Annotated in this window: 18 protein-coding genes; 11 read left to right on the forward strand and 7 right to left on the reverse strand. The window is 70.8% G+C overall.

All coding sequences use genetic code 11. The features are described 5' to 3' along the window. Nucleotides 1-69: 69 nt before the first annotated feature. The gene (locus AC3A57_RS16250; RefSeq protein WP_487579864.1) at nucleotides 70-597 is read left to right on the forward strand and encodes a hypothetical protein; all 528 of its coding nucleotides are present in this window, start codon (nucleotides 70-72) and stop codon (nucleotides 595-597) included. Between the two features lie 34 nt (nucleotides 598-631). On the opposite strand, the gene AC3A57_RS16255 is transcribed toward AC3A57_RS16250, so the two are convergent. Next, entirely contained in the window at nucleotides 632-1507 is an 876-nt protein-coding gene (locus AC3A57_RS16255) for a hypothetical protein (RefSeq protein ID WP_487579865.1), read from the reverse strand. Between the two features lie 204 nt (nucleotides 1508-1711). Between AC3A57_RS16255 and AC3A57_RS16260 the strand changes: the two genes are divergently transcribed. Both AC3A57_RS16260 and AC3A57_RS16265 read left to right on the forward strand, forming a co-directional pair. Next, the gene (locus AC3A57_RS16260) at nucleotides 1712-2167 is read left to right on the forward strand and encodes a hypothetical protein (protein ID WP_487579866.1); all 456 of its coding nucleotides are present in this window, start codon (nucleotides 1712-1714) and stop codon (nucleotides 2165-2167) included. A 279-nt stretch (nucleotides 2168-2446) separates the two neighbouring features. Then, nucleotides 2447-5593, forward strand: a complete 3147-nt coding sequence (locus AC3A57_RS16265; protein ID WP_487579867.1) for a TonB-dependent receptor domain-containing protein — start codon at nucleotides 2447-2449, stop codon at nucleotides 5591-5593. A 115-nt stretch (nucleotides 5594-5708) separates the two neighbouring features. On the opposite strand, the gene AC3A57_RS16270 is transcribed toward AC3A57_RS16265, so the two are convergent. After that, nucleotides 5709-6500, reverse strand: a complete 792-nt coding sequence (locus tag AC3A57_RS16270) for a TatD family hydrolase (protein WP_487579868.1) — start codon at nucleotides 6498-6500, stop codon at nucleotides 5709-5711. Nucleotides 6501-6753: 253 nt separating this feature from the next. Between AC3A57_RS16270 and AC3A57_RS16275 the strand changes: the two genes are divergently transcribed. The 3 genes from AC3A57_RS16275 (at nucleotide 6754) to AC3A57_RS16285 (ending at nucleotide 10425) form a co-directional block, all read left to right on the forward strand. Continuing rightward, nucleotides 6754-7239, forward strand: coding sequence for a hypothetical protein (locus AC3A57_RS16275; protein ID WP_487579869.1), 486 nt, complete (start codon nucleotides 6754-6756; stop codon nucleotides 7237-7239). Nucleotides 7240-7301: 62 nt separating this feature from the next. After that, nucleotides 7302-9860: an ATP-dependent helicase HrpB gene (hrpB, locus tag AC3A57_RS16280; RefSeq protein WP_487579870.1), complete on the forward strand. Its 2559-nt coding sequence runs from the start codon at nucleotides 7302-7304 to the stop codon at nucleotides 9858-9860. Nucleotides 9861-10065: 205 nt separating this feature from the next. Further along, nucleotides 10066-10425, forward strand: coding sequence for a hypothetical protein (locus AC3A57_RS16285; RefSeq protein WP_221670643.1), 360 nt, complete (start codon nucleotides 10066-10068; stop codon nucleotides 10423-10425). Between the two features lie 150 nt (nucleotides 10426-10575). Here AC3A57_RS16285 and AC3A57_RS16290 read toward each other — a convergent pair whose 3' ends face one another. Beyond that, the gene (locus AC3A57_RS16290) at nucleotides 10576-11676 is read right to left on the reverse strand and encodes a hybrid sensor histidine kinase/response regulator (RefSeq protein WP_487579871.1); all 1101 of its coding nucleotides are present in this window, start codon (nucleotides 11674-11676) and stop codon (nucleotides 10576-10578) included. A 242-nt stretch (nucleotides 11677-11918) separates the two neighbouring features. On the opposite strand from AC3A57_RS16290, the gene AC3A57_RS16295 reads away from it, so the two are divergent. The 3 genes from AC3A57_RS16295 (at nucleotide 11919) to AC3A57_RS16305 (ending at nucleotide 14303) form a co-directional block, all read left to right on the forward strand. Then, nucleotides 11919-12872, forward strand: coding sequence for an aldo/keto reductase (locus AC3A57_RS16295; protein WP_487579872.1), 954 nt, complete (start codon nucleotides 11919-11921; stop codon nucleotides 12870-12872). Continuing rightward, nucleotides 12869-13834 (forward strand): DMT family transporter, encoded by a 966-nt coding sequence (locus AC3A57_RS16300; RefSeq protein ID WP_487579873.1) that lies wholly within the window; start codon nucleotides 12869-12871, stop codon nucleotides 13832-13834. Before AC3A57_RS16295 ends, AC3A57_RS16300 begins: the two co-directional genes overlap by 4 nt. Before the next feature lie 64 nt (nucleotides 13835-13898). Further along, nucleotides 13899-14303 carry a hypothetical protein gene (locus AC3A57_RS16305; protein ID WP_487579874.1) on the forward strand — a complete coding sequence of 135 codons (405 nt, stop codon included), beginning with the start codon at nucleotides 13899-13901 and terminating at the stop codon, nucleotides 14301-14303. Between the two features lie 22 nt (nucleotides 14304-14325). On the opposite strand, the gene AC3A57_RS16310 is transcribed toward AC3A57_RS16305, so the two are convergent. From AC3A57_RS16310 to AC3A57_RS16320, 3 genes are all read right to left on the reverse strand, one after another. After that, complete coding sequence (locus AC3A57_RS16310) at nucleotides 14326-14859, reverse strand: pseudouridine synthase (RefSeq protein ID WP_487579875.1); 534 nt, start codon at nucleotides 14857-14859, stop codon at nucleotides 14326-14328. Between the two features lie 55 nt (nucleotides 14860-14914). Beyond that, complete coding sequence (locus tag AC3A57_RS16315) at nucleotides 14915-15799, reverse strand: class I SAM-dependent methyltransferase (RefSeq protein ID WP_487579876.1); 885 nt, start codon at nucleotides 15797-15799, stop codon at nucleotides 14915-14917. A gap of 98 nt (nucleotides 15800-15897) precedes the next feature. Beyond that, nucleotides 15898-16866: a LysR substrate-binding domain-containing protein gene (locus AC3A57_RS16320; protein ID WP_221670637.1), complete on the reverse strand. Its 969-nt coding sequence runs from the start codon at nucleotides 16864-16866 to the stop codon at nucleotides 15898-15900. A 132-nt stretch (nucleotides 16867-16998) separates the two neighbouring features. On the opposite strand from AC3A57_RS16320, the gene AC3A57_RS16325 reads away from it, so the two are divergent. Beyond that, nucleotides 16999-17217, forward strand: coding sequence for a hypothetical protein (locus tag AC3A57_RS16325; protein ID WP_487579877.1), 219 nt, complete (start codon nucleotides 16999-17001; stop codon nucleotides 17215-17217). A gap of 234 nt (nucleotides 17218-17451) precedes the next feature. Here AC3A57_RS16325 and aceK read toward each other — a convergent pair whose 3' ends face one another. Beyond that, nucleotides 17452-19188: a bifunctional isocitrate dehydrogenase kinase/phosphatase gene (gene aceK / locus AC3A57_RS16330; protein WP_487579878.1), complete on the reverse strand. Its 1737-nt coding sequence runs from the start codon at nucleotides 19186-19188 to the stop codon at nucleotides 17452-17454. 86 nt (nucleotides 19189-19274) lie between these two features. Between aceK and AC3A57_RS16335 the strand changes: the two genes are divergently transcribed. Beyond that, on the forward strand, nucleotides 19275-19736 hold the full coding sequence (locus tag AC3A57_RS16335; protein WP_487579879.1) for a hypothetical protein: 462 nt from the start codon (nucleotides 19275-19277) through the stop codon (nucleotides 19734-19736). Nucleotides 19737-19908 lie beyond the last annotated feature (172 nt).

Here is a 19908-nt window from a genome sequence, read left to right on the forward strand (position 1 = left end):
TCCGGGACGCGCACCAGCCCCGTCCGGGCCCGGCTCCGGCCTGCGACGTTTCCGACACGAGGATTGCCCATGCGTTCGACCCTTCTGACCGCGGCCCTGTGCGCCGCCCTGCTGGCCGGCTGCGCCGCGCCGGAAACGCCGAAGACCGCCGGGCCCGCGGCACCCGCGCCGGCGGGCGAGGACGCCGCGCCTGCCGCCGCCTCGCCCGCCGGCGGCGAACGGCCGCTGGGCAAGATCGGCGCCGATCAGGTCGGCAAGCTCAGCCCGGTGCCGGCCTTGAAAGGCTTCGGCGAGCACTGGAGCGTCCAGATCCAGGCCACCGGCGAGATGAACCACACGGTCGAGCTGACCTGGGGCAGCGGCAGCGAGAAGGCCAGCGGCCAGGCGCGCTACCTCGGCCAGCCCGCCGATGCGCCGGCGGACCTGATCGTGCTCAGCGGCGAGCTGGCCACCGCCCAGGGCGCCAAGCCGATGACGATCGAGATCGACCGCACCGAATGCATCGACGACGGCGACGGCCGCCATCGCAACAGCATCCGGGTCAGCGTCGACGGCATGGACAAGCTGGAAGGCTGCGCCGACTTGGCGATGTACTGATCCGACGCGAGCGGGTCGCTCGACCCGGCGGCGCTCAGCCGCCCTGCGCGGCCGGCCGCAGGCGGCGATGCAAGGCGCGCAGCGACAGCCAAGCCAGCACCGGCGCTGCGACTATCGCCGCCAGGGCCAGCGCGATCAGCAACGGCAGGTCCAGGGCCTGGCCGTACAGCGCCATCGGCACCGCCGCGGCCAGCAACAGCAGCGGGGTCAGCGCCGCCGCCGCCAACGCGACCAGCGCGCCGTGGCCGGACCGCAGCGGCCACAGCGCGCAGGCCAGCGCCAGCACCGCGCCCACCGCCAGGGCCACCGCGCTCATGCCGCTGCGGTGGCCGTCGCCGTCGAGCGCGGCGAAGCCGGCCGCGCCCTGCTGCAGCGCCAACACCAGGCCGGCGCAGACGCCGCCGCCGACCAGAGCGCCGATCGCGCGCCGCGCCCGCCCGCTCCACACCACCGGGGTCGCGCCGCGGCCACCGATCCACCAGGCCAGCGGCCAGGCCAGGGCGATCTGCGCCGCGGCCTTGAGCACGCCCGACGCCGCGAACGCCGCCTCCAGTTCGCGCCGCTGCGCAGCGAGGCGGCCGTACAGCCAGGCGTCGACCGTGACCGACCACAGCAGGCCGATCGCGAACACCAGCAACAGCGCGCCGATCGCCGCGCCGATCGGTCGTCGTGGACCGCCGCGACGCTGGGTCAGCACGCAGGCGGCGGCCAGGCCCAGGCCGACCAGGAGGCCGTCCTTGCACAACCACTGCAACACGATCGGGGCCAGCTTGAGCTGGCCGCGTACCGCCTCGGGCACCGCGATCAGTCCGATCAGCAGGAACAGCGCGGAGGCGGCGAACAAGGCGGCGGCCAGCGCCAGCGGCACGAGCAGCGGCGAACGCGCCGCTGCGGTCGGAGCGAGAGACATGCGCAAATCCAGGGCGATCGGGGGAGCGCCGCGCCGCGAGCCGGCGTCGGTGCGGCGCCTAGCTTAGCGACTGGGCCGGCGTTCGCGGCGGGTGCGGACGCGGCATCGGTCGCAGTCCCGCACCCGGCGGCGCTTCACGTTGGCCGCCGCGCGCCGTTTGCTGCGTTACGGCGACTGGTTGTCGCCACCCACGAGGAGTCCTAGATGCGTATTTCGTCCGTCGCCGCCGCCGCGGCCCTGGGCCTGGCCGCGGCGCTCGCCGCCGCTCCCGTCGCGGCCCAACAGATCACCTTTCCCGCGCCGGTGTTCCGTGGCGGCAACACCGACTGGAAGGTCAAGCTGACCACCGCCCAGGACTACTCGGTCGGCTACGAGCTGCAGGTGCCGCAGGCGTCCAAGGTCCTCACAGGTCCGCTGCAGCAGCAGAAGGCCGAGGGCTACGGCCGCTACACCCTGGCTGGCAAGGTCGCGCTGAAAACCACGGTCAACGTGTCGGTGCAGTTGGCGCCGGTGAAGCTGGGCGAAGTCTGCAAGGACAACAAAGGCAGCTCGCATGGCCCGAACGGTCAGCCCTACTCCTACGCGATCCAGATCCTCGACACCGGCAAGAGCTCGAAGATGCCGCTGTGGTACGGCTGCGGCTACTTCGCTATCCAGTGACCGTCGGCGCGGCCGGCTGCGCCGGGCGGCCCGTCGGCTAGCCAGGAAAAGGCGGCGCCCACAATGAGCGGGTGCCGCCTTTTTGTTTGCCGTATTTGGCGCAATTGTTTGCCATGGATTGAGAGAACGACCGTTCGATACCTGTCTTTAGATCAATGAAATCAATTACTTGTGGAGATAAATCGGCCGTTTCGAGCGGATGCTTGCGCAGTTTCCACTTAACGATCTATTAATGCGCTTCCGACCCGTCCGGTCGGCCGTCCATCCGGGGGAAAACTTATGGTTACGACTCAGGCCCGTCGCGCGTCCCTGCGCCGCCGTCCGCTCTTGCTCGGCATCCTCGCCGTGATCGCCGCACCGGCGTTCGCGCAGGAGCCCGCGCCCGCTCCGCAAACCGCGACCACGTCCAAGCCGGCCGCTGCCGACGGTTCGCCGACCGACCTGGACCGCATGGTCGTCACCGGTTCGCGCATCCGCCGCGCCGGCTTCGACACCCTCGAGCCGGCCACCGTCGTAACCAAGGAATACATCGCCGACCGCGGCCTGACCAACGTCGCCGATGCGCTCAACGAGATCCCCGGCTTCGGCGTCGGCGTGACCCCGGAAGGCGGCCAGGCCACCTTCGGCACCGGCGTCAACTTCGTCAACCGCTTCGGCATCGGCAGCAACCGCACCCTGACCCTGGTCAACGGCCGCCGCTACGTGTCCAGCTCGCCGACCACCCTGTTCGGACCGGCCGCGCCCGGCGTGCAGGTCGACCTCAACGCGATCCCGACCGCGATGGTCGAGCGGGTCGAGAACATCGCCATCGGCGGCGCGCCGACCTACGGTTCCGACGCCATCGCCGGCGTGGTCAACGTGATCCTGCGCAAGGACTTCGAAGGCGTCCAGTTCGGCGGCAACTACGGCGTCACCGAAGAGGGCGACAACGAGCGCTACAACGTCTGGGCCCTGGTCGGCGCCAACTTCGACGACGGCCGCGGCAACGTCACCTTCTCGCTGACCTACGACAACGTGAAGGGCGTGCTGCAGCGCGAGCGCGACTACTTCCGCGAAGGCTTCTTCAACACCACCAACCCCAACGCCACCCAGATGGCGACCCTGTTCCCGGGCCGCACCCCGGCCAACGACGGTCGCTACAACCCCAATATTCCGTTCAACACCGGTCCGACCGACGGCATCCCCAACGGCGTGCTGATCCAAGACCGGCGCATCTGGACCACGCCGTTCGGTGGCCTGATCTTGCCGACCACCGGCGCGTTCCGCCCCGGATCGGGCAATCTGATCGCCAACGGCTTCGGCCCCGGCGCCGCCACCGTGCTGGGCTTCGACCGCAGCGGCAACCTGGTGCCGTACAACCAAGGCACGCCGTTTTCGGCCACCGACGCCAGCGGCGGCGACGGCCTGAGCCTGGTCGAGGCCGGCCAGATCACCTCCGACCTCAAGCGCATGTCGTTCAACACCACCGCGCGCTGGGGCCTGACCGACAACATCGACGTGTTCCTGGAGGGCTCGTTCTACTCGGCCGAGAGCACCGAGCTGGTCGACCAGTGGGCCTACAACTCGCCGTTGTTCGCCGGCGCCAGCGGCATGATCCGCTTCCCGACCACCTACGCCGGACTGTCCGACCAGGCCCGCGCCACCCTGCAGGGGCTGGGCGTGACCTCGTTCAACCTGTCGCGCGCCTCGCGCGATCTGGTCACCAACAACGGCAGCGCCACCACCGAGCTCGGCCGCATCGTGGTCGGCCTGGAAGGCGACTTCGAACTCGCCGAACGCGTGTTCTACTGGGAAGCCTCGGCCAACTACGGCCGCAGCGACTCGCGCGCCTACGGCACCTCGCTGGTGCAGCAGAACTTCGTCAACGCCCTGCATGTGGTGCGTAACGCCCAGGGCCAGCTGGTCTGCAACGGCGCGCCGGTGGCCGGCGTGGTCGTGCCGGGCGGCATCGCGCCGCGTCCGGACCCGAACTGCGTGCCGCTGGATCTGTTCGGCGAAGGCCGTCCCAGCGCGGCGGCGCGCAACTACGTCACCACCCGCACCGAGTCGCAGGCGCTGCAGGAGCAGAAGGTCTTCAACGTCAACCTGTCCAGCACTCTGTTCGACCTGTGGAGCGGCCCGCTGCAATACAACATCGGTTACGAATACCGCAAGGAAAGCGGCCTGTTCGATCCGGGCACCTTCCTGACCCAGGGCCTGGGCCGCTCGGTGCCGATCACCCCGTTGCAGGGCCAGTACTCGACCAAGGAATGGTTCGGCGAGTTCGTGCTGCCGCTGGTCAATCCGGAGGCCGACATCCCGCTGCTGAAGAAGCTGGACGTGGTCGGCAAGTACCGCCAGGTCGACAACAGCGTCAACGGCAAGTTCGACACCTACACCTACGGCCTGCAGTGGAAGCCGTTCCAGGACCTGGAAATCCGCGGCAACTTCACCCGCTCGCTGCGCGCGCCGGCGATCACCGAGTCCTTCCTGCCGCAGGCGACCTCGTTCCAGTTCGTCACCGGCGACCCCTGCGATTCGCGCTTCATCACCGGCGGCAACAACCCGGCGGTGCGCGCGCGCAACTGCCAGGCCTTCCTCAGCTACTACGGCCTGACCAGCTTCAACTCCAACGCGAACGGCGCGTCGATCCAGGGCATCTCGGGCGGCAATCCGAACCTGCGCAACGAGTCGGCCGATTCGCATACCTACGGTTTCACCTGGGCGCCGTCGTTCCTGGAAGGCCTGACCGTCGCCGCCGACTACTACAAGATCAAGATCACCGACGTCATCAGCAACCTGACCGCGACCGAAATCGCCACCGCCTGCTTCGACGCACCCGATTTCGACGCCTCGAACGTGCCGAACGCGAACGCGTTCTGCAGCCGCATCACCCGCAACGCGCCCGGCACCGGCCCGGCCAACGCCGGCCAGGCCACGACCTTCCTCAGCGGCTTCGTCAACGGCAAGTACCTCAACATGGAAGCGTATTCGGCCGAAGTGTCGTACCGCTTCGACACCGACCGCTTCGGCCGCTTCGCCTTCGGCGTGACCGGCTACTTCCCGAAGGAACTGACCGTCGACAACACCGGCGTCAGCCCGAACCCGGCGGTCGGCGAGATCGGCACCTCCAAGCGCCAGTACCAGTTCAGCGGCGCCTGGGAGAAGGGCAAGTTCGGCGCCAACCTGTCGGCCAACTACCTCAGCAGCGCCGAGTTCGACGTACTCAACACGCCGGAAACCCGCGACATCCTCAAGGTCGGCGATTACTGGCTGTTCAACGGCGGCGTGCGCTATCGCTTCAACGACCGCACCACGGTGCGCCTGGCGGTCAGCAATCTGTTCGACAAGGACCCGCCGTTCCCGGCCCAGACTTCGGCGAACCTGTTCAGCACCTACGACATTCTCGGCCGGCGCTACAACCTGGCCTTCGAATGGAAGTACTGATCCGAGCGGATGCGTAACGAAAAGCCCCGATCCGGCGATCGGGGCTTTTTCGTTGGGAATGGGGATTGGGGATTCGGAACGGCAGCAGCGACCGCAACCGCAGCGGGGATTGCGCTCAGGCGGGAAGGCGGAAGAAGGCGCTGGCGGCGGCGGTGCTGCGGGCGGCGGTGACGGCGACGTCTTCGCCGCGGTCGCGGGCCAGCTCCTCGACGATGTGGGCCAGGTACATCGGCTCGTTGCGCCGGTGCGAGGGCGCCGGCTTGACCGTGCGCGGCAGCAGGTAGGGCGCGTCGGTTTCGATCATCAATCGCTCGGCCGGAATGTGCTTGACCAGTTCGCGCAGGTGCAGGCCGCGGCGTTCGTCGCACAGCCAGCCGGTGATGCCGATGTGCCAGTCCTGGTCGAGGTAGTCGAACAGCTCCTCGCGCGTGCCGGTGAAGCAATGCACCACCGCCGGGCCGAGCTTGCCGTCGAAGTTCTTCATCATCGCCACGAAGTCGGCGTGGGCGTCGCGCTGGTGCAGGAACAGCGGCTTGCCGGTGTCGACTGCGGTCTGCAGCTGCATTTCGAACGCGCGCCGCTGCGCCGGGCGCGGCGAGAAGTCGCGGAAATAGTCCAGCCCGCATTCGCCGACCGCGACCACTTCGTCGTGGGCCAACAGGGCGCGCATTTCGGCGTCGCACTCGGCGGTGTACTCGACCGCGTGATGCGGATGCACGCCGGCGGTGGCGAACAATTCGCCCGGGTGCCGGCGGGCCAGTTCCAGCGCCTTGGGCGAATGCTCGCGGCTGGCGCCGGTGATCACCATCCGCGCCACCCCGGCCTCGCGCGCGCGCTGCAGCACCGCCTCGCGGTCGTGGTCGAAGCTGTCGTGGGTGAGGTTGGCGCCGATGTCGATCAGTTGCATGGGGCGGGCACAGCGGGAACGGAGCAGCGCGCAGTGTAGAGGCTCGCCGCGCCCGACCCAACCCGGCGGCGTTGCGGCGCCGCGCGGCCCCCGGCTCCGACGGGAGCCGCACAGCGATCGCGTTCGCACCGGCGACGTCCGCGCTTTGCCCGCGCCGATTCGCCGCGCGCTTTTCTGCAGCCGCACTTTCACGACCTGCGTTGCGCCGCGTTGTTGCGTAGAAGGCGCCGTCCGGCCGCCAAGGGAAATCCTCATGCGTATCGTCACCTTGCTGTTGGCCGCGATCCTGGGCTGGGCCGTTCCCGGCCATGCCGAGCAGACCGTCGCAGCGGCCGTAGCGGCCAAGCCCAAGTTCGATTTCTCCGCCCAGCCCTTCGAGGGCGGCAACGTCGGCAAGCTGTTGTGGAACATCCAGCTGCAGCGCACCGTGCCCGGTGCGGCCGAGTTCCGTCTGACCAAGCCGCGCGGCGTGCTGCTGGCCGCCGGCGGCCTGAAGTCGACCGTGCCGGTGCTGGACCTGCCGGTGCTCGGCCTGCTCAAGGGGCGCTACGCCCTGGCCGGCACGATCACGGTCGGCATGCAGACCCGGCCGATGAGCGTGCTGATCGCGCCGAGCAGGCCGGGCGAACCATGCCAGGACGCCAAAGAGAACACCTACGCCAACGCGGTGATCGTGGTGATCGACGATGTCAAGAACCCGACCCATTTGCTGATGGGCTGCGGCGAGTTCAAGGACTAGCGCGACCGGCGCCGGCGGCCGCGCCATTCCGGGCGCCGCCGCCGGTCCGTATCCTTGCGCGGGTGAACAGTCCCGCCTTCCCGATCGATTCCCTGCTGCCGCAGATCCGCGCCAGCCTCGCCGAGCACCCGCGGCTGGTGCTGGAAGCCCCGCCCGGCGCCGGCAAGACCACCCAGGTGCCGCCGGCCCTGCTCGACGCGCCGTGGCTGGGCGGACGCAAGATCGTGATGTTGGAACCGCGCCGGGTCGCCGCCCGCGCCGCCGCGACCTTCATGGCCCGCCAGCGCGGCGAGGCCGCCGGCGACACCGTCGGCTACCGGATCCGCTTCGAGAACAAGGTCTCCGCGCGGACCCGGATCGAAGTCGTCACCGAAGGCATCCTGACCCGGATGATCCAGGACGACCCGACCCTGGACGGGGTCGGCGCGCTGCTGTTCGACGAATTCCACGAGCGCCACCTGGCCGCCGACCTCGGCCTGGCCCTGGCCCTGGACGTGCAGGCCTCGCTGCGCGAGGACCTGCGCATCGTGGCGATGTCGGCCACCCTGGACGGCGAGCGGCTGGCGCAATTCCTCGACGCGCCGCGGCTGAGCAGCGCCGGACGCAGCTATCCGGTGACGATCGCGCACTACCCGGCGCGGCGCGAGGAAAAACTCGAACACCAGTTGCGGCGCGCGGTCGACCAGGCCGCCGCGCAGCACCCCGGCGACGTGCTGGTGTTCCTGCCCGGCCAGCGCGAGATCGGCCGCGCCGACGCGGCCCTGGCCGGCAGCGAGGCCTTGCGCGGCATCGACGTGCTGAGCCTGCACGGCGAGTTGCCGGTCGAGCAGCAAAGCCGGGTGCTGCAGGCCGATCCCGACGGCCGCCGCCGGGTGGTGCTGGCGACCAACGTCGCCGAGTCCAGCGTGACCCTGCCCGGGGTGCGGGTGGTGATCGACTCGGGCCTGGCGCGCGAACCGCGCTACGACCCCAACAGCGGTTTTTCGCGCCTGGACGTGGTCGCCATCGCCCAGGCCTCGGCCGACCAGCGCGCCGGTCGCGCCGGCCGCGTCGCCGAAGGCTGGGCCTACCGGCTGTGGCCGGAATCGCAGCGCCTGGAACCGCAGCGCCGGCCGGAAATCGCCCAGGTCGAACTGGCCGGCCTGTGCCTGGAACTGGCCGCCTGGGGCGACGCCGGCCTGCGCTTTCTCGATCCGCCGCCGGGCGGGGCGATGGCGGCGGCGCGCGAGCTGCTGCTGCGATTGGGCGCGCTGGAGGGCGCCGGCGCGAGCGCGACCGTCACCGCCTTCGGCCGGCGCATGCTCGCGCTCGGCACCCACCCGCGCCTGGCGGCGATGCTGCTGGCGCCGGGCGACGCGCGCGAACGCGCCCTGGCCTGCGATCTGGCGGCCTTGATCGAAGCGCGCGATCCGCTGCGCAGCGGCGGCGACGCGTTGGCTGCGCGCTGGCAGGCGCTGGCCGCGTTCCGCGCCGGCCGTGCGCCGGCCGACGCCTCGCGCGCGGCCCTGGCCGCGCTGGACCAGGCGGCCAAGCAATGGCGCCGACGCCTGCGCGTCGACGCCGCGCCGCCGGCTTCGGTGCCGGCGCACGCATTGGGCGATCTGCTGCTGCACGCGTTTCCCGACCGGATCGCGCGCCAGCACCCCAGCGATCCCTACCGCTACCAGCTCGCCAACGGCCGCAGCGCGCGCCTGTTCGACGACAGCGCGGTGTACGGCGAGCCCTGGCTGGTGATCGCCGAGTTGCGCGACGACCCGCGCGACGCGCGCATCCTGCGCGCCGCGCCGCTGGACGAGGCGCGGCTGGAACGGGAATTTCCGCAGCGTTTCGTCAGCGAGGACCGGGTGGTCTGGGACGCCGCCGCGCGCGGCATCGCCGCGGTGCGCGAGCGCCGCTACGACCGCATCGTGCTCGACAGCCGTCCGCTGGCGCGGCCGGATCCTTCGCGTTACGCCGATGCCCTGGTCGACGCGGTGCGCCAGCTCGGCCTGCAGGCGCTGCCGTGGACCGAGTCGTTGCAGCAATGGCGCGCGCGCATGCGCTGCCTGAGCGCGTGGATGCCGGAGTTGGCCGAAGGCGAGCAGGGCTTGCCGGATCTGTCCGACGCGGCCTTGCTCGACGGCTTGGAGCGCTGGTTGAAACCGGCGTTGAGCGGCAAGACGCGGCTGGACGCGCTCGACGAGGCCGGCTTCGGCGAAGCCCTGCGCTCGCTCGCCGACTGGTCGTGGCGGCAGCGGCTGGAGGCGCTGGCGCCGACCCGGATCGTGGTGCCTTCGGGCATGGAGCGGCGCATCGAGTACGCCTACGACGACGAGGCCGACAGCGGCCGCGGCGACGGCAGCCGCGGCGCGGCGCAGCCGCCGGTGCTCGCGGTCAAGCTGCAGGAACTGTTCGGCCTGGCCGACACCCCGCGCATCGCCGACGGCCGCGTGCCGCTGACCCTGCACCTGCTGTCGCCGGCGGGACGGCCGCTGCAAGTCACCCAGGACTTGCGCGGTTTCTGGGAGCGCACTTATCCGGAGGTGAAAAAAGAAATGAAGGGGCGCTACCCCAAGCACCCCTGGCCGGACGACCCCTGGACCGCTACCGCGACCCATCGCGCCAAGCCGCGCGGCACATGACCGCCGCGGGCGCGACGGCTGTCGTGCGCCGGGCCCGGTGCTTATCATCCAGCGCGATCGCTGCGCGTCGCCGGCGCGGCCCGGACCGTGCGCGGCGACGGCCCGGCATTCAGCCGCGAGCCGGGACCGGCGCGGTTGCGCTCACAGAATTTCAACGGCATCGCATCGACACTGATCCCCTTTCCCTCATCACAGGACTGCAACGATGAGCAAATTCGAATCCCTGCCCGACCGCGCCATGGAATTGGTCCACGCGCTCAGCGCCAACCTCAAGGACGCCGCGCCGAAGGCCGGCCAGTGGCTGGAAACCGGCGCCAAGCTCGGCGCGCTCAAGGCCGGTGCGCGCACCGCCGGCGGCTTCGTGCGCCGCAACCCGGTGATCGCGGTGGCCGCGGTCGCCGGCGCCGGCCTGCTGTGGTACGCGGCCGCGCGGCGCAAGGCGCGCAAGCAGGCCGAGGGCGATCCGATCGAAGGCAGCGCGCGCCGCATCGATGCGCGTCGCGCCGAGCCAGGCAGCGGCCGGCGCCGCAGCGCGCAGCGCAACGGCGAAGAGTCGGCCGAGTAAGCGCGCCCCGCTTCGTCTGCGCGCCTTCTGCACGCCGCAGGCCGGTCGATCCCCGCCGCTCCTTCGCCCTCGTCGGGTGGAGCGCGGGGCTCCCGGCCTGCGGTCGTCGCAGGACGCCGCTCCTGCAGGGGGCGGCGGCGCGGTCGGCGCCTACTTGGCCGCTTCCGGCAACTCGATGATGAAGCGCGAGCCGCCGTTGCGGCGCTCCTCGTACCACAGCTGGCCGCCGGCATTGACCACGATCTGCTTGGCCAGCGACAGGCCCAGGCCGCTGGACAGGCCGTCGTCGAGCGCTTCGTCGTGCAGGCGCACGAAGGGCTTGAAGAGTTCGCGCTGGCGCGCCAGCGGAATGCCCGGGCCGCGGTCGGCGACGATCAGCTGCCAGAAGCCGGGCGCGCTGTTGCGCGCCGCCAGCAGCAGTTCGCTGTTGGGCGCGTACTTCATCGCATTGGTGACCAGGTTTTCGCTGACCTGGCGCAACACCCGCGCGTCCATCGCCACCAGCGCCGCGCCGTTGGCCGGCGGCGGCACCACCTGGATCCGGATGCCGCGCGCGTCGAGCTGCATCTCGTAGCGCCGCACCAGCCACTCCAGGGTCTCGCCGAGATCGGCGCGGCCCTGCGCGCCGGCCTGGTCGCGGGTGCCGGCCTGGCTTTCCAGGTAGTGGCGGATGTAGCCCAGCGCATCGTCGGCGCTCTCATGGATCATCTGCAGATAGCGCGGCACGCGCTCGGGCTTGCAGCCGTCGTGCAGCAGCAGGTCGCTGGCGAACAGCACGCTGGTCAGCGGGTTCTTCAGATCGTGCGCGACCAGGTTGACCAGTTCCTCGCGCTCGCGCGCGACCCGTTCCAGGCGGTCGCGGGTGAGTTTCAGGCCGACGTGAGCGTTGACCCGGGCCAGCAGTTCCTCGGGCAGGAACGGCTTGGTGACGTAATCGACCACGCCGGCGTCGAAAGCGCGCAGCAACAGGTCGCGGTCGTGGGCGGCGGTGACGAACACCACCGGCACGCGCAACGGCGAATCGGCGCGCAAAGCGGCCATGACCTCGAAGCCGTCCATGCCCGGCATCATCACGTCGAGCAGGATCAGGTCCGGCGGCGACTGCGCGTACAGGCGCAAAGCCTCGTCGCCGGTGGCGGCGGCGATCACTTCGTAACCCTGGCGCGAAAGCAGCGCGGTGACCACGCGCAGGTTGGCGGCTTGGTCGTCGACGACGAGGATCCGGCCGGTGGATGTCGCGGCAGTGCTCATTACGTCCGAAAATCCCCAGGAGCGGGTTTTTCACGTGGAATTCGCATAAATGAACCCGCGTGAGCGTTCCGAAAGTTAACAGAAACCCAATGCCAAAAGCGGAGTTGCGGGCGAAAAAAATGAACCGTTCACCCCGCCGGCGCGACCAAACGCCGCAGCCGGCACGTCCGGTTTGCGACCCGGGTATCGCAGCGACTTTTGCGGCGGCGCATCATGGACGTCCTTCGATTAAGGAATCCGCAATGCGCCTGCGTCCGCTCGGCCGTTCGCCCCTCGCCGTGGCCCCGATCGCGTTCGGCGGCAACGTGTTCGGCTGGAGCGCCGACGCCGCGACCAGCTTCGCCCTGCTCGACGCATTCAGCGAAGCCGGCTTCAACCTGGTCGACACCGCCGACATGTATTCGTCCTGGGCGCCCGGCCACGCCGGCGGCGAATCGGAAACCCTGATCGGGCGCTGGCTGGCGCAGGGCGGCGGCCGTCGCGAGCGGCTGCTGGTCGCGACCAAGGTCGGCAAGTGGGGCCCGCGCCGCGGCCTGGCGCCGGACAACATCCGCGCCGCGGCCGAGGAATCGCTGCGCCGTCTGCGGGTGGAGACCATCGACCTCTACCAGGCCCACGAGGACGACCCCTCGGTGCCGCTGGAGGACAGCCTGGGCGCGTTCGCGCGCCTGATCGAACAAGGCAAGGTGCGCGCGATCGGCGCCTCCAACTACAGCGCGCCGCGCCTGGCGCAGGCCCTGGACCTGGCCGAACGCCACGGCCTGCCGCGCTACGAGACCCTGCAGCCGGACTACAACCTGGCCGACCGCGCCGGCTACGAGGCCGAACTGGAACCGCTGGTGCGCGAGCGCGGGCTCGGGGTGCTCAATTACTACGCCCTGGCCGGCGGTTTTCTGACCGGCAAGTACCGCAGTCGCGCCGACCTGGACAAGAGCCGGGTCCGCGCCGGCAAGGTCGAGCGCTATCTCGACCCGCGCGGCCTGCGCATTCTCGCCGCGCTCGACCAGGTCGCCGCCGGCCACGCCGCGACCCCGGCCCAGGTCGCCCTGGCCTGGCTGCTGGCGCGGCCCTCGATCAGCGCGCCGATCGCCAGCGCGACCAGCGTCGCCCAGTTGCGCGAACTGCTGGCCGCGGCGCAGCTGCGGCTGAGCGCCGAGGAGATCGCCGCGCTCGACGCGGCGAGCGCGCCGGCATGAGCGCATCGGCCACGCCGCTGGCCGAGCCCGGCGACGCCGCGGCCCGGGGGCGCCGGGTCGGCATCGCCTTGGCGGCGACCGGCGCGGTGCTGTTCTCGGCCAAGGCCATCCTGGCCAAGCTGCAGTACCGCTACGGGGTCGATTCGCTGGACGTGCTGGCGCTGCGGATGGGCCTGTCGCTGCCGCTGTTCCTGGCCCTGGGCCTGCGCGAAACCCGCCGCGCCCAGGCCCGCGGCGCGCTGCCGACCCGGCGCGACCTGGGCCTGATCGCGGTGCTCGGCGTGCTCGGCTACTACCTGTCGAGCCTGCTCGACTTCTGGGGCCTGGAGTACGTGCCGGTGTCGCTGGAGCGGCTGATCCTGTTCCTCAACCCGACGATCGTCTTGCTGATCGGCCTGTTCGCCTACGGCCGCAAGGTCGCCGCGCGCGAGTGGATCGCGCTGGCGGTCTGCTACGCCGGGGTGACCCTGGTGATGGTCGAGAACCTGCGCGTGGAGGGCGACCACGTCCTGCTCGGCAGCGCCCTGGTGCTGGGCGCGGCGGTCAGCTACGCCCTGTACCTGGCGATGTCGGGCGAACTGGTGAAACGGCTGGGCTCGCTGCAGTTGGTGGCCTGCGCGATGGTGGTGTCGACCGCGGCGACGCTGGTCCACTACCTGCTCGCGCGCGACGCCTCGGCGCTGTTCGGCCTGCCCTGGCAGGTCTACGCCTTCGCCGCTGCCAACGCGCTGTTCTGCACCTTCCTGCCGGTGACCTTCACCATGGCCGCAGTGAGCCGGCTCGGCGCCGGCGCCGCGGCCCAGTTCTCGGTGATCGGGCCGGTGTCGCTGGTGTTTCTCGGCGCCTGGGTGCTGGGCGAGCGGATCAGCGCGATCCAGCTGATCGGCACCGCGGTGGTGCTGGGCGGGGTGGTGCTGGTGTCGCGGCCGGGGGCGAACTCGGTGCCGATCGAGCGCAAGTGAGTCGCACCGGCGCATGCGCGCGGCGCGGCGGTCATACTGCCGCGCCGTCCCCACCGCCGCGCGCATGCAACGGATCCTGCTGCTGATCGCCCTCGCCGCCGGCGGCGGCTTCGTCTACCTGCACTGGTTCGCCGCGCCCGGGCGCGAGGACTACCGCCTTGCCGAGATCGAGCAGCGGCCGATCCCGAAGGCGGTCCTGATCGAGTTGTGGCGCGACACCGCGCTGGGGCAGTGCGCGCGTGCGCCGGAGCGTTACAACCTCGCGCCGCAGGCCTGCCGCGATATCGTCGGCGGACGTCATCCGGCCTGCGCCGCGCGCGCGGCGGCAGGCGCGCCGGAACTCATCGCCAGCAAACAGGCCTCGCGCCGGATCGCCCGGCCCTACCTGGACTGCGTGTTGCCGTACCCGCATTGCCGCGGGGTCGAAGTGCGCTCGATGGAGCAAGCGCGGCAGCATTGCCGCGACTGAGCCGCGCCCCACCGGGCCGCGCTCAGCAGACCCGCCACTGCCCCGGCGCCAGCCCGTCCAGGCGCTGGCCGCCGATCGCGACCCGCACCAGGCGCAGGGTCGGCAGGCCGACCGCGGCGGTCATCCGCCGCACCTGACGGTTGCGGCCTTCGCGCAGGGTGATCGCCAGCCAAGCGTCGGGCACGGTCTTGCGGAACCGCACCGGCGGATCGCGCGGCCACAGCGCCGGCGTATCCAGGCGTTCGACCCGGGCCGGCAGGGTGCGGCCGTCGTTGAGCTCGACGCCGCTGCGCAGCGCCTGCAGCTGTTCCTCGTCGGGATCGCCTTCGACCTGGACCCAGTAGACCTTGGGCTGCTTGTGGCGCGGGTCGGTGAGCCGATGCGCCAGGCCGCCGTCGTCGGTCAGCAGCAACAGGCCTTCGCTGTCGTGGTCCAGGCGCCCGGCGGCGTACACGCCGGGCGGCAGGCCGTAGCCGGCCAGGGTCGGCCGCGGCGGCTGGCTGCGGTCGGTGAACTGGCACAGCACGCCATAGGGTTTGTTGAACGCGATCAGCACGGAGCGACCTGGGACATCGCGCCGGCGGCGGCTCGGACCGCCGCCGGCGTCGCGGTCAGCGCGGCTTGCGGAAACGCAAGGTCATGCGGTCGCTTTCGCCGATCGCCTGGTACTTGGCGGCGTCGGCCGCGTCGTGACGGCTCACCGGCGGCAGGGTCCACACCCCGTTGGGGTGGTCCTTGGTGTCGCGCGGGTTGGCGTTGACCTCGCTCTTGGCCTCGAGCTTGAAGCCGGCCGCCTCGGCCAGGGCGATCACCTGGGCCTGGCCGACGTAGCCGCTCTTGTCGTCGGCCGGCACGTCGCCCTTGGCGCGGTGCTCGACCACGCCGAGCGTGCCGCCCGGCTTGAGCACGTCGAAGAAGCCCTTGAACATCACCTCGGCCTGGCCGGCGCTGCGCCAGTTGTGGACGTTGCGGAAGGTCAGCACCGCGTCGGCCGATTCCGGCGCGCCGAACGCCGGCTTGTAGCTGTCGTAGGCCGCGAACGCGGCCTTGTCGTACTGCGCCGGGCCGGCGGCGAACTTGGCTTCCAGGTTCTTCTTGGCGTTGGCGTAGTACTTGCGCGAGTCGGCGTTGGACTGGGTGTCGGGGTCGACGACCGCGGCGACGTAGCGGCCGCGGTCGCGCAGATAAGGCGCGAGGATCTCCGAATACCAGCCGCCGCCCGGGGTGATCTCGATGACGGTCTGGTCGGGGCGTACGCCGAAGAACTGCAGCGTTTCCAGCGGATGGCGGGCGCCGTCGCGGGCGACGTTCTTGGGGTCGCGCCAGCTGCCGGCGACGGCGGCCTTGAGCGCGGCGCTGGCGGCCGGTTCGGCGGCGGTCGTCGCCTTGGGGGAGGCGGCGTCGGCCTTGGCCGGCTTCTGGGCGTGGGCGACCAGGCTCAGGCCGGGCAGCAGCGCGGCCAACAGCAACAGGCGGGCGGGGCGGTTACGTTCCATGCAACGGACTCCGGGGCAACGGGAAAGGGCGCCAGCCTACCGCAAGCCTTCCGGCGCCGGGTACCGCAGTGCCGCAAACGCGCCGGCGCGCGCCGAGGTCAACGGCGCTTGCGTGCGGCTTTCGCCGGTGCAGCGGCGAGTGCGGCAGGGGGCGCCGCACCGCGCTGGGCCAGGTCCGAGTCCATCGCCGCGACGTAGTCGCGCGCCTGTTCGTGCAGCCAACTGCGGAAGGCTTCCAGGCCGGCATGGTCGACCGAGCGCTCCGGATACACCAGGTAATGGCCCCAATCGATCTTGAGCCGACCCTGGCTGAGCGGGATCAGCTGGCCGTTCTGGATCAGCAGGCGGGTGCGCGCCAACCGGCCCAGGGCCACGCCCAGGCCTTCGACCGCGGCGCGGTGCATGGTCTCGGAGTCGTCGAAGTGGGCGACGAAACGGTTCGGCCGCTTGCCGCCGTAGCGGTCGAACCAGTCCTGCCAATAGGTCGACAGATCGCCGAGCAGGGGCCAGCGGTGCAGGTCCTCCTGCGCCGGCAGGCCGCCCATGCGTTCGACCAGGGCCGGGCTGGCCACCGGCACCAGGGTCTCGTCGAACAGATGCTCGATCACCAGTCCCGGCCAACGCCCGTAGCCGCCGCGCATGGCCGCGTCGATGCCGGGCTCGCGATCGAAGTCGACCAGGGCCGAGGTCGAGAACAGGTTCAGTTCCAGCTGCGGATGGCGGGCGACGAAGCCGCCCAGCCGCGGCACCAGCCAGGACGAGGCCATCGAGGCCATCAGGCTCAGGGTCAGCACGTCGTTGCGGCGCGGGCTGTAGGGGCGCAGGGCGTGGTCGAGCGCATCCAGGTGCGGCGCCACCACCGACAGCAGCCGGTCGCCGTCCGGGGTCAGCCGCACCCCGCGCGGGCCGCGTTCGAACAGGCGCCGGCCGAGCCGGTCTTCGAGGGTGCGGATCTGGTGGCTGAGCGCGCTGACCGTGAGGTTCATGGTCTCGGCCGCACGGGTCAGGTTGCCCAGCCGGGCGGCGGTGGCGAAGCCCAGCAGGGCATGCAGCGGGGGGCGGTTCATCTTGAGCACCCTTCAAGTCTGGCTTGCAAACGGCGCGCTTTTTCGCCGTACCGGGCGAGCGTACCTTGCGAATCACTCAATTGGCCAGTGCGCGACGGGGCGTCGCGACGGCCCTGGACCGGGAGTCCGACCATGAATGTCTACAAGAACCTGATGTTCCTGCACGGCCACTTCGTCGACCCGCGCGATGCCGACGACGAGGCCGTCGCCGCCGCGCCGGTCGCGCCGGCCGCGGCGCCGCAGGTCGCGGCCAAGGCCGCCGCCGCGCCGCGCTGGTGGTCCGCGTTCGCCCGCACCCCGGAAAGCGCGCAGCGCGCCGACGGCTGCGGCGATGCGCATGGGTGCGCTTGAGATCGGTTGGACCGAGAACAGCAAGAGCAAATCCCCCTGCCCCCTTTTTCAAAGGGGGAATAGCAAGAGCTCGAAGGGGATCGCGGTCGCTAAGCTTGCACGCGACCGAACGCGGTAAGTTGCCCCCTTTGGAAAAGGGGGCCAGCGCCCGGCGCGGGCACGAAGTCGGGCGGCGGCCGGCAGCGCGGGGGATTTGCTCTTCCCGCCGACGCCCGCGCAGCGTCCCGACCGCCGCTAAGGCAACCGCCGCTCCGACGGATACGGCGCGATGTCGTTGATCCGGCCGTGCACCAGCCCGTCCTGCACCTGCTGCCACCACTCGACCCGGAAAATGTCCGCGTGCGCGTGCATCAGCGCGCCCAGCAACGGCGGCGACAAGCCCAGGAAACGCGGGAACTGGGCCGGGAACACGTCCTGCCCGGCGGCATAGAACCAGGCCCCGGCCTCCATTTCCTCTTCGTGGTTGCGCGGCTGCGGCACGTGGCGGAAACGGCAGTCGGTGACCAGGCACAGCTCGTCGTAGTCGTAGAACACCGCGCGGCCGTGGCGCGAGACGCCGAAATTCTTCAGCAGCAGGTCGCCGGGGAAGATGTTGCTCAGCGCCAGGTCGCGGATCGCCTGGCCGTAGTCGATCACCGCCGCGCGCGCGGCCTCCGGGGTCTGCTCGCGCACGTACAGGTTGAGCGGCCGCAGCCGCCGTTCGACGTAGCACAGGTGCACGACCAGGTCGTCGCCGTCCAGGCTGATGCCGCTGGCGCAGGTGCTCAGCAGTTCGTCGAGCAGGCCGGGCTCGAAGCGGGCGCGCGGAAAGCGCAGGAACCGGAACGGCTGCGCATCGACCAGGCGGCCGACGCGGTCGTGCTTGAACACCAGCGCGTACTTGGCCTCGACATCCTCGCGCGCGACCTCCTTCGGGTAGGCGAAGCGGTCGCGGATCAGCTTGAACACCAGCGGATAGCTGGGCAGGGTGAACACCGCCATGACCATGCCGCGCTCGCCCTCGGCGCGAATCAGGCGCTCGCCGGGCTGGGCGGCGAACTGGCGGAAGAAGGTGCGGTAGCGCTCGGTCTTGCCCTGCTTGGCCCGGCCGAGCACGGTGTACAGCTCGTCGATCGGCTTGCCCGGCAGCAGGGTGCGCAGGAACACCACCGCATCGCCGACCGTGGCCAGGTCGGCATGGAAATAGCTGCGCGAATAGCTGAACAACTGCACCACTTCGCTGCGCAGGGTCAGCACCGCGTCGACCCGCAGCGCGCCGCCGTCGTTGACCAGGGCGATCACGCAGGGCGAGAACGCGCGCTCGCCGAACACCCGCCCGACCAGGTAGGCGCGGCGCTCGCGGTAGAACACCGTGTCCAGCAGCTCGACCGCGCGCACCGGGTGCGGGCCCCAGTGCTGCAGGTCTTCCTGCAGCCGCACCGCGATCCCGGCCGCGCAGCGGGTGCGGTGCGCGTAGGGCACCGCGAACGGATAGTCGCCGAGCACGCGCACGAAGGTGTCGACCAGCCGCTCCTCCGACACCGCATAGCTGTGGCGCGCCACCGGATGGGTGATGGCGTCGGTCGGCTCGATGTCGAGGGCGACGAACTCGATCGCCGCATCGACGCCGCGGGTCTTGAAGAAGCGCCGGGTCAGGGTGTTGAAGAAGGTCTTGTACAACTCGCCGTCGAGCAAAGGCGCGACCGCTTCGGCGTAGGCGGCATGCACCGCCGACCACAGCGCCCGGTCGCGATCGCGTTCGCCCAGCCGCGCCTCCAGCGCGTCGCTGGCTTCGGCGATGCAGCGGTCGTACAGCTCGATGCGCTCGACCGCGTCGTCGCGCGCGCCGCCCCAGTCGCTGCGCTCGAACCGGCCTTTGGCGCGGCGTGTGATCGCGGCGAAGCGGGCATGGTAATCGGCGAAGGCGTCGCGGATCTGGCCGGCGACGGCTGCGGCTTCGGCGGCGTGGGCGGCGCGTGCGGAGGAGGCCATGCCGGCAGTGTAAGGCGACGGCGCGTCGGCTGTGGCATGCTCGCCGCCGCCGCAATTCCTTTCCGATGAAACCTTCAGGTGACCGCATGACGTTCAGGACATGGATGCCCACCGCCGCCTTGTTGGCCGCGACCCTGTTGCCGCGCGCCGCCAGCGCCGGCGACCAGACCTCGGTGCTGCAGTACGCGGGCCGGGTCGGCGAGCGCGCGGTGACGATGTACCTCAAGGACGAGCCGGCCCCCTGCGGCGGCACGGCGCGCCTGATCACCGCCGCTTATCGTTACGACGGCGTGTCGCAATGGCTGGAGCTGCGGGTCAGCAACGACGAGCGCGGGCACTTGGCCATGGTCGAATCCGGGCTCGCGGCCGGGGTCAGCGGCGCGCTGATGCTGGTGCGCGACGGCTCGGTGCTGAAAGGCAAGTGGATCAGCCCCGACGGCGAGCGCCTGCTGCCGGCGCGATTCGATCAGGCCCCGACCTCGGCCAAGAAGCGTACGGAGATCGAGGACACGCTGGAAAAGGTGCATTACGAGAACGACGACTGCTGACGATCTGCGTTAGCCGGGCAGCATTAGCCGGGCAGCAGAAGAGCCTGTGACGATTGCTGTTGCTGTTGCTGTGAAAAGCTTGGCGCGGTTTCGATCTCGCGAGAACGCCCTGAAGCCCCGGAGGGCGGCCCGCAGGGAGGCGGGCCGTGCGCAGCCAGGCCAGGGATGGCCT

Source organism: Lysobacter sp. Soil_C_15 (assembly GCF_057657315.1).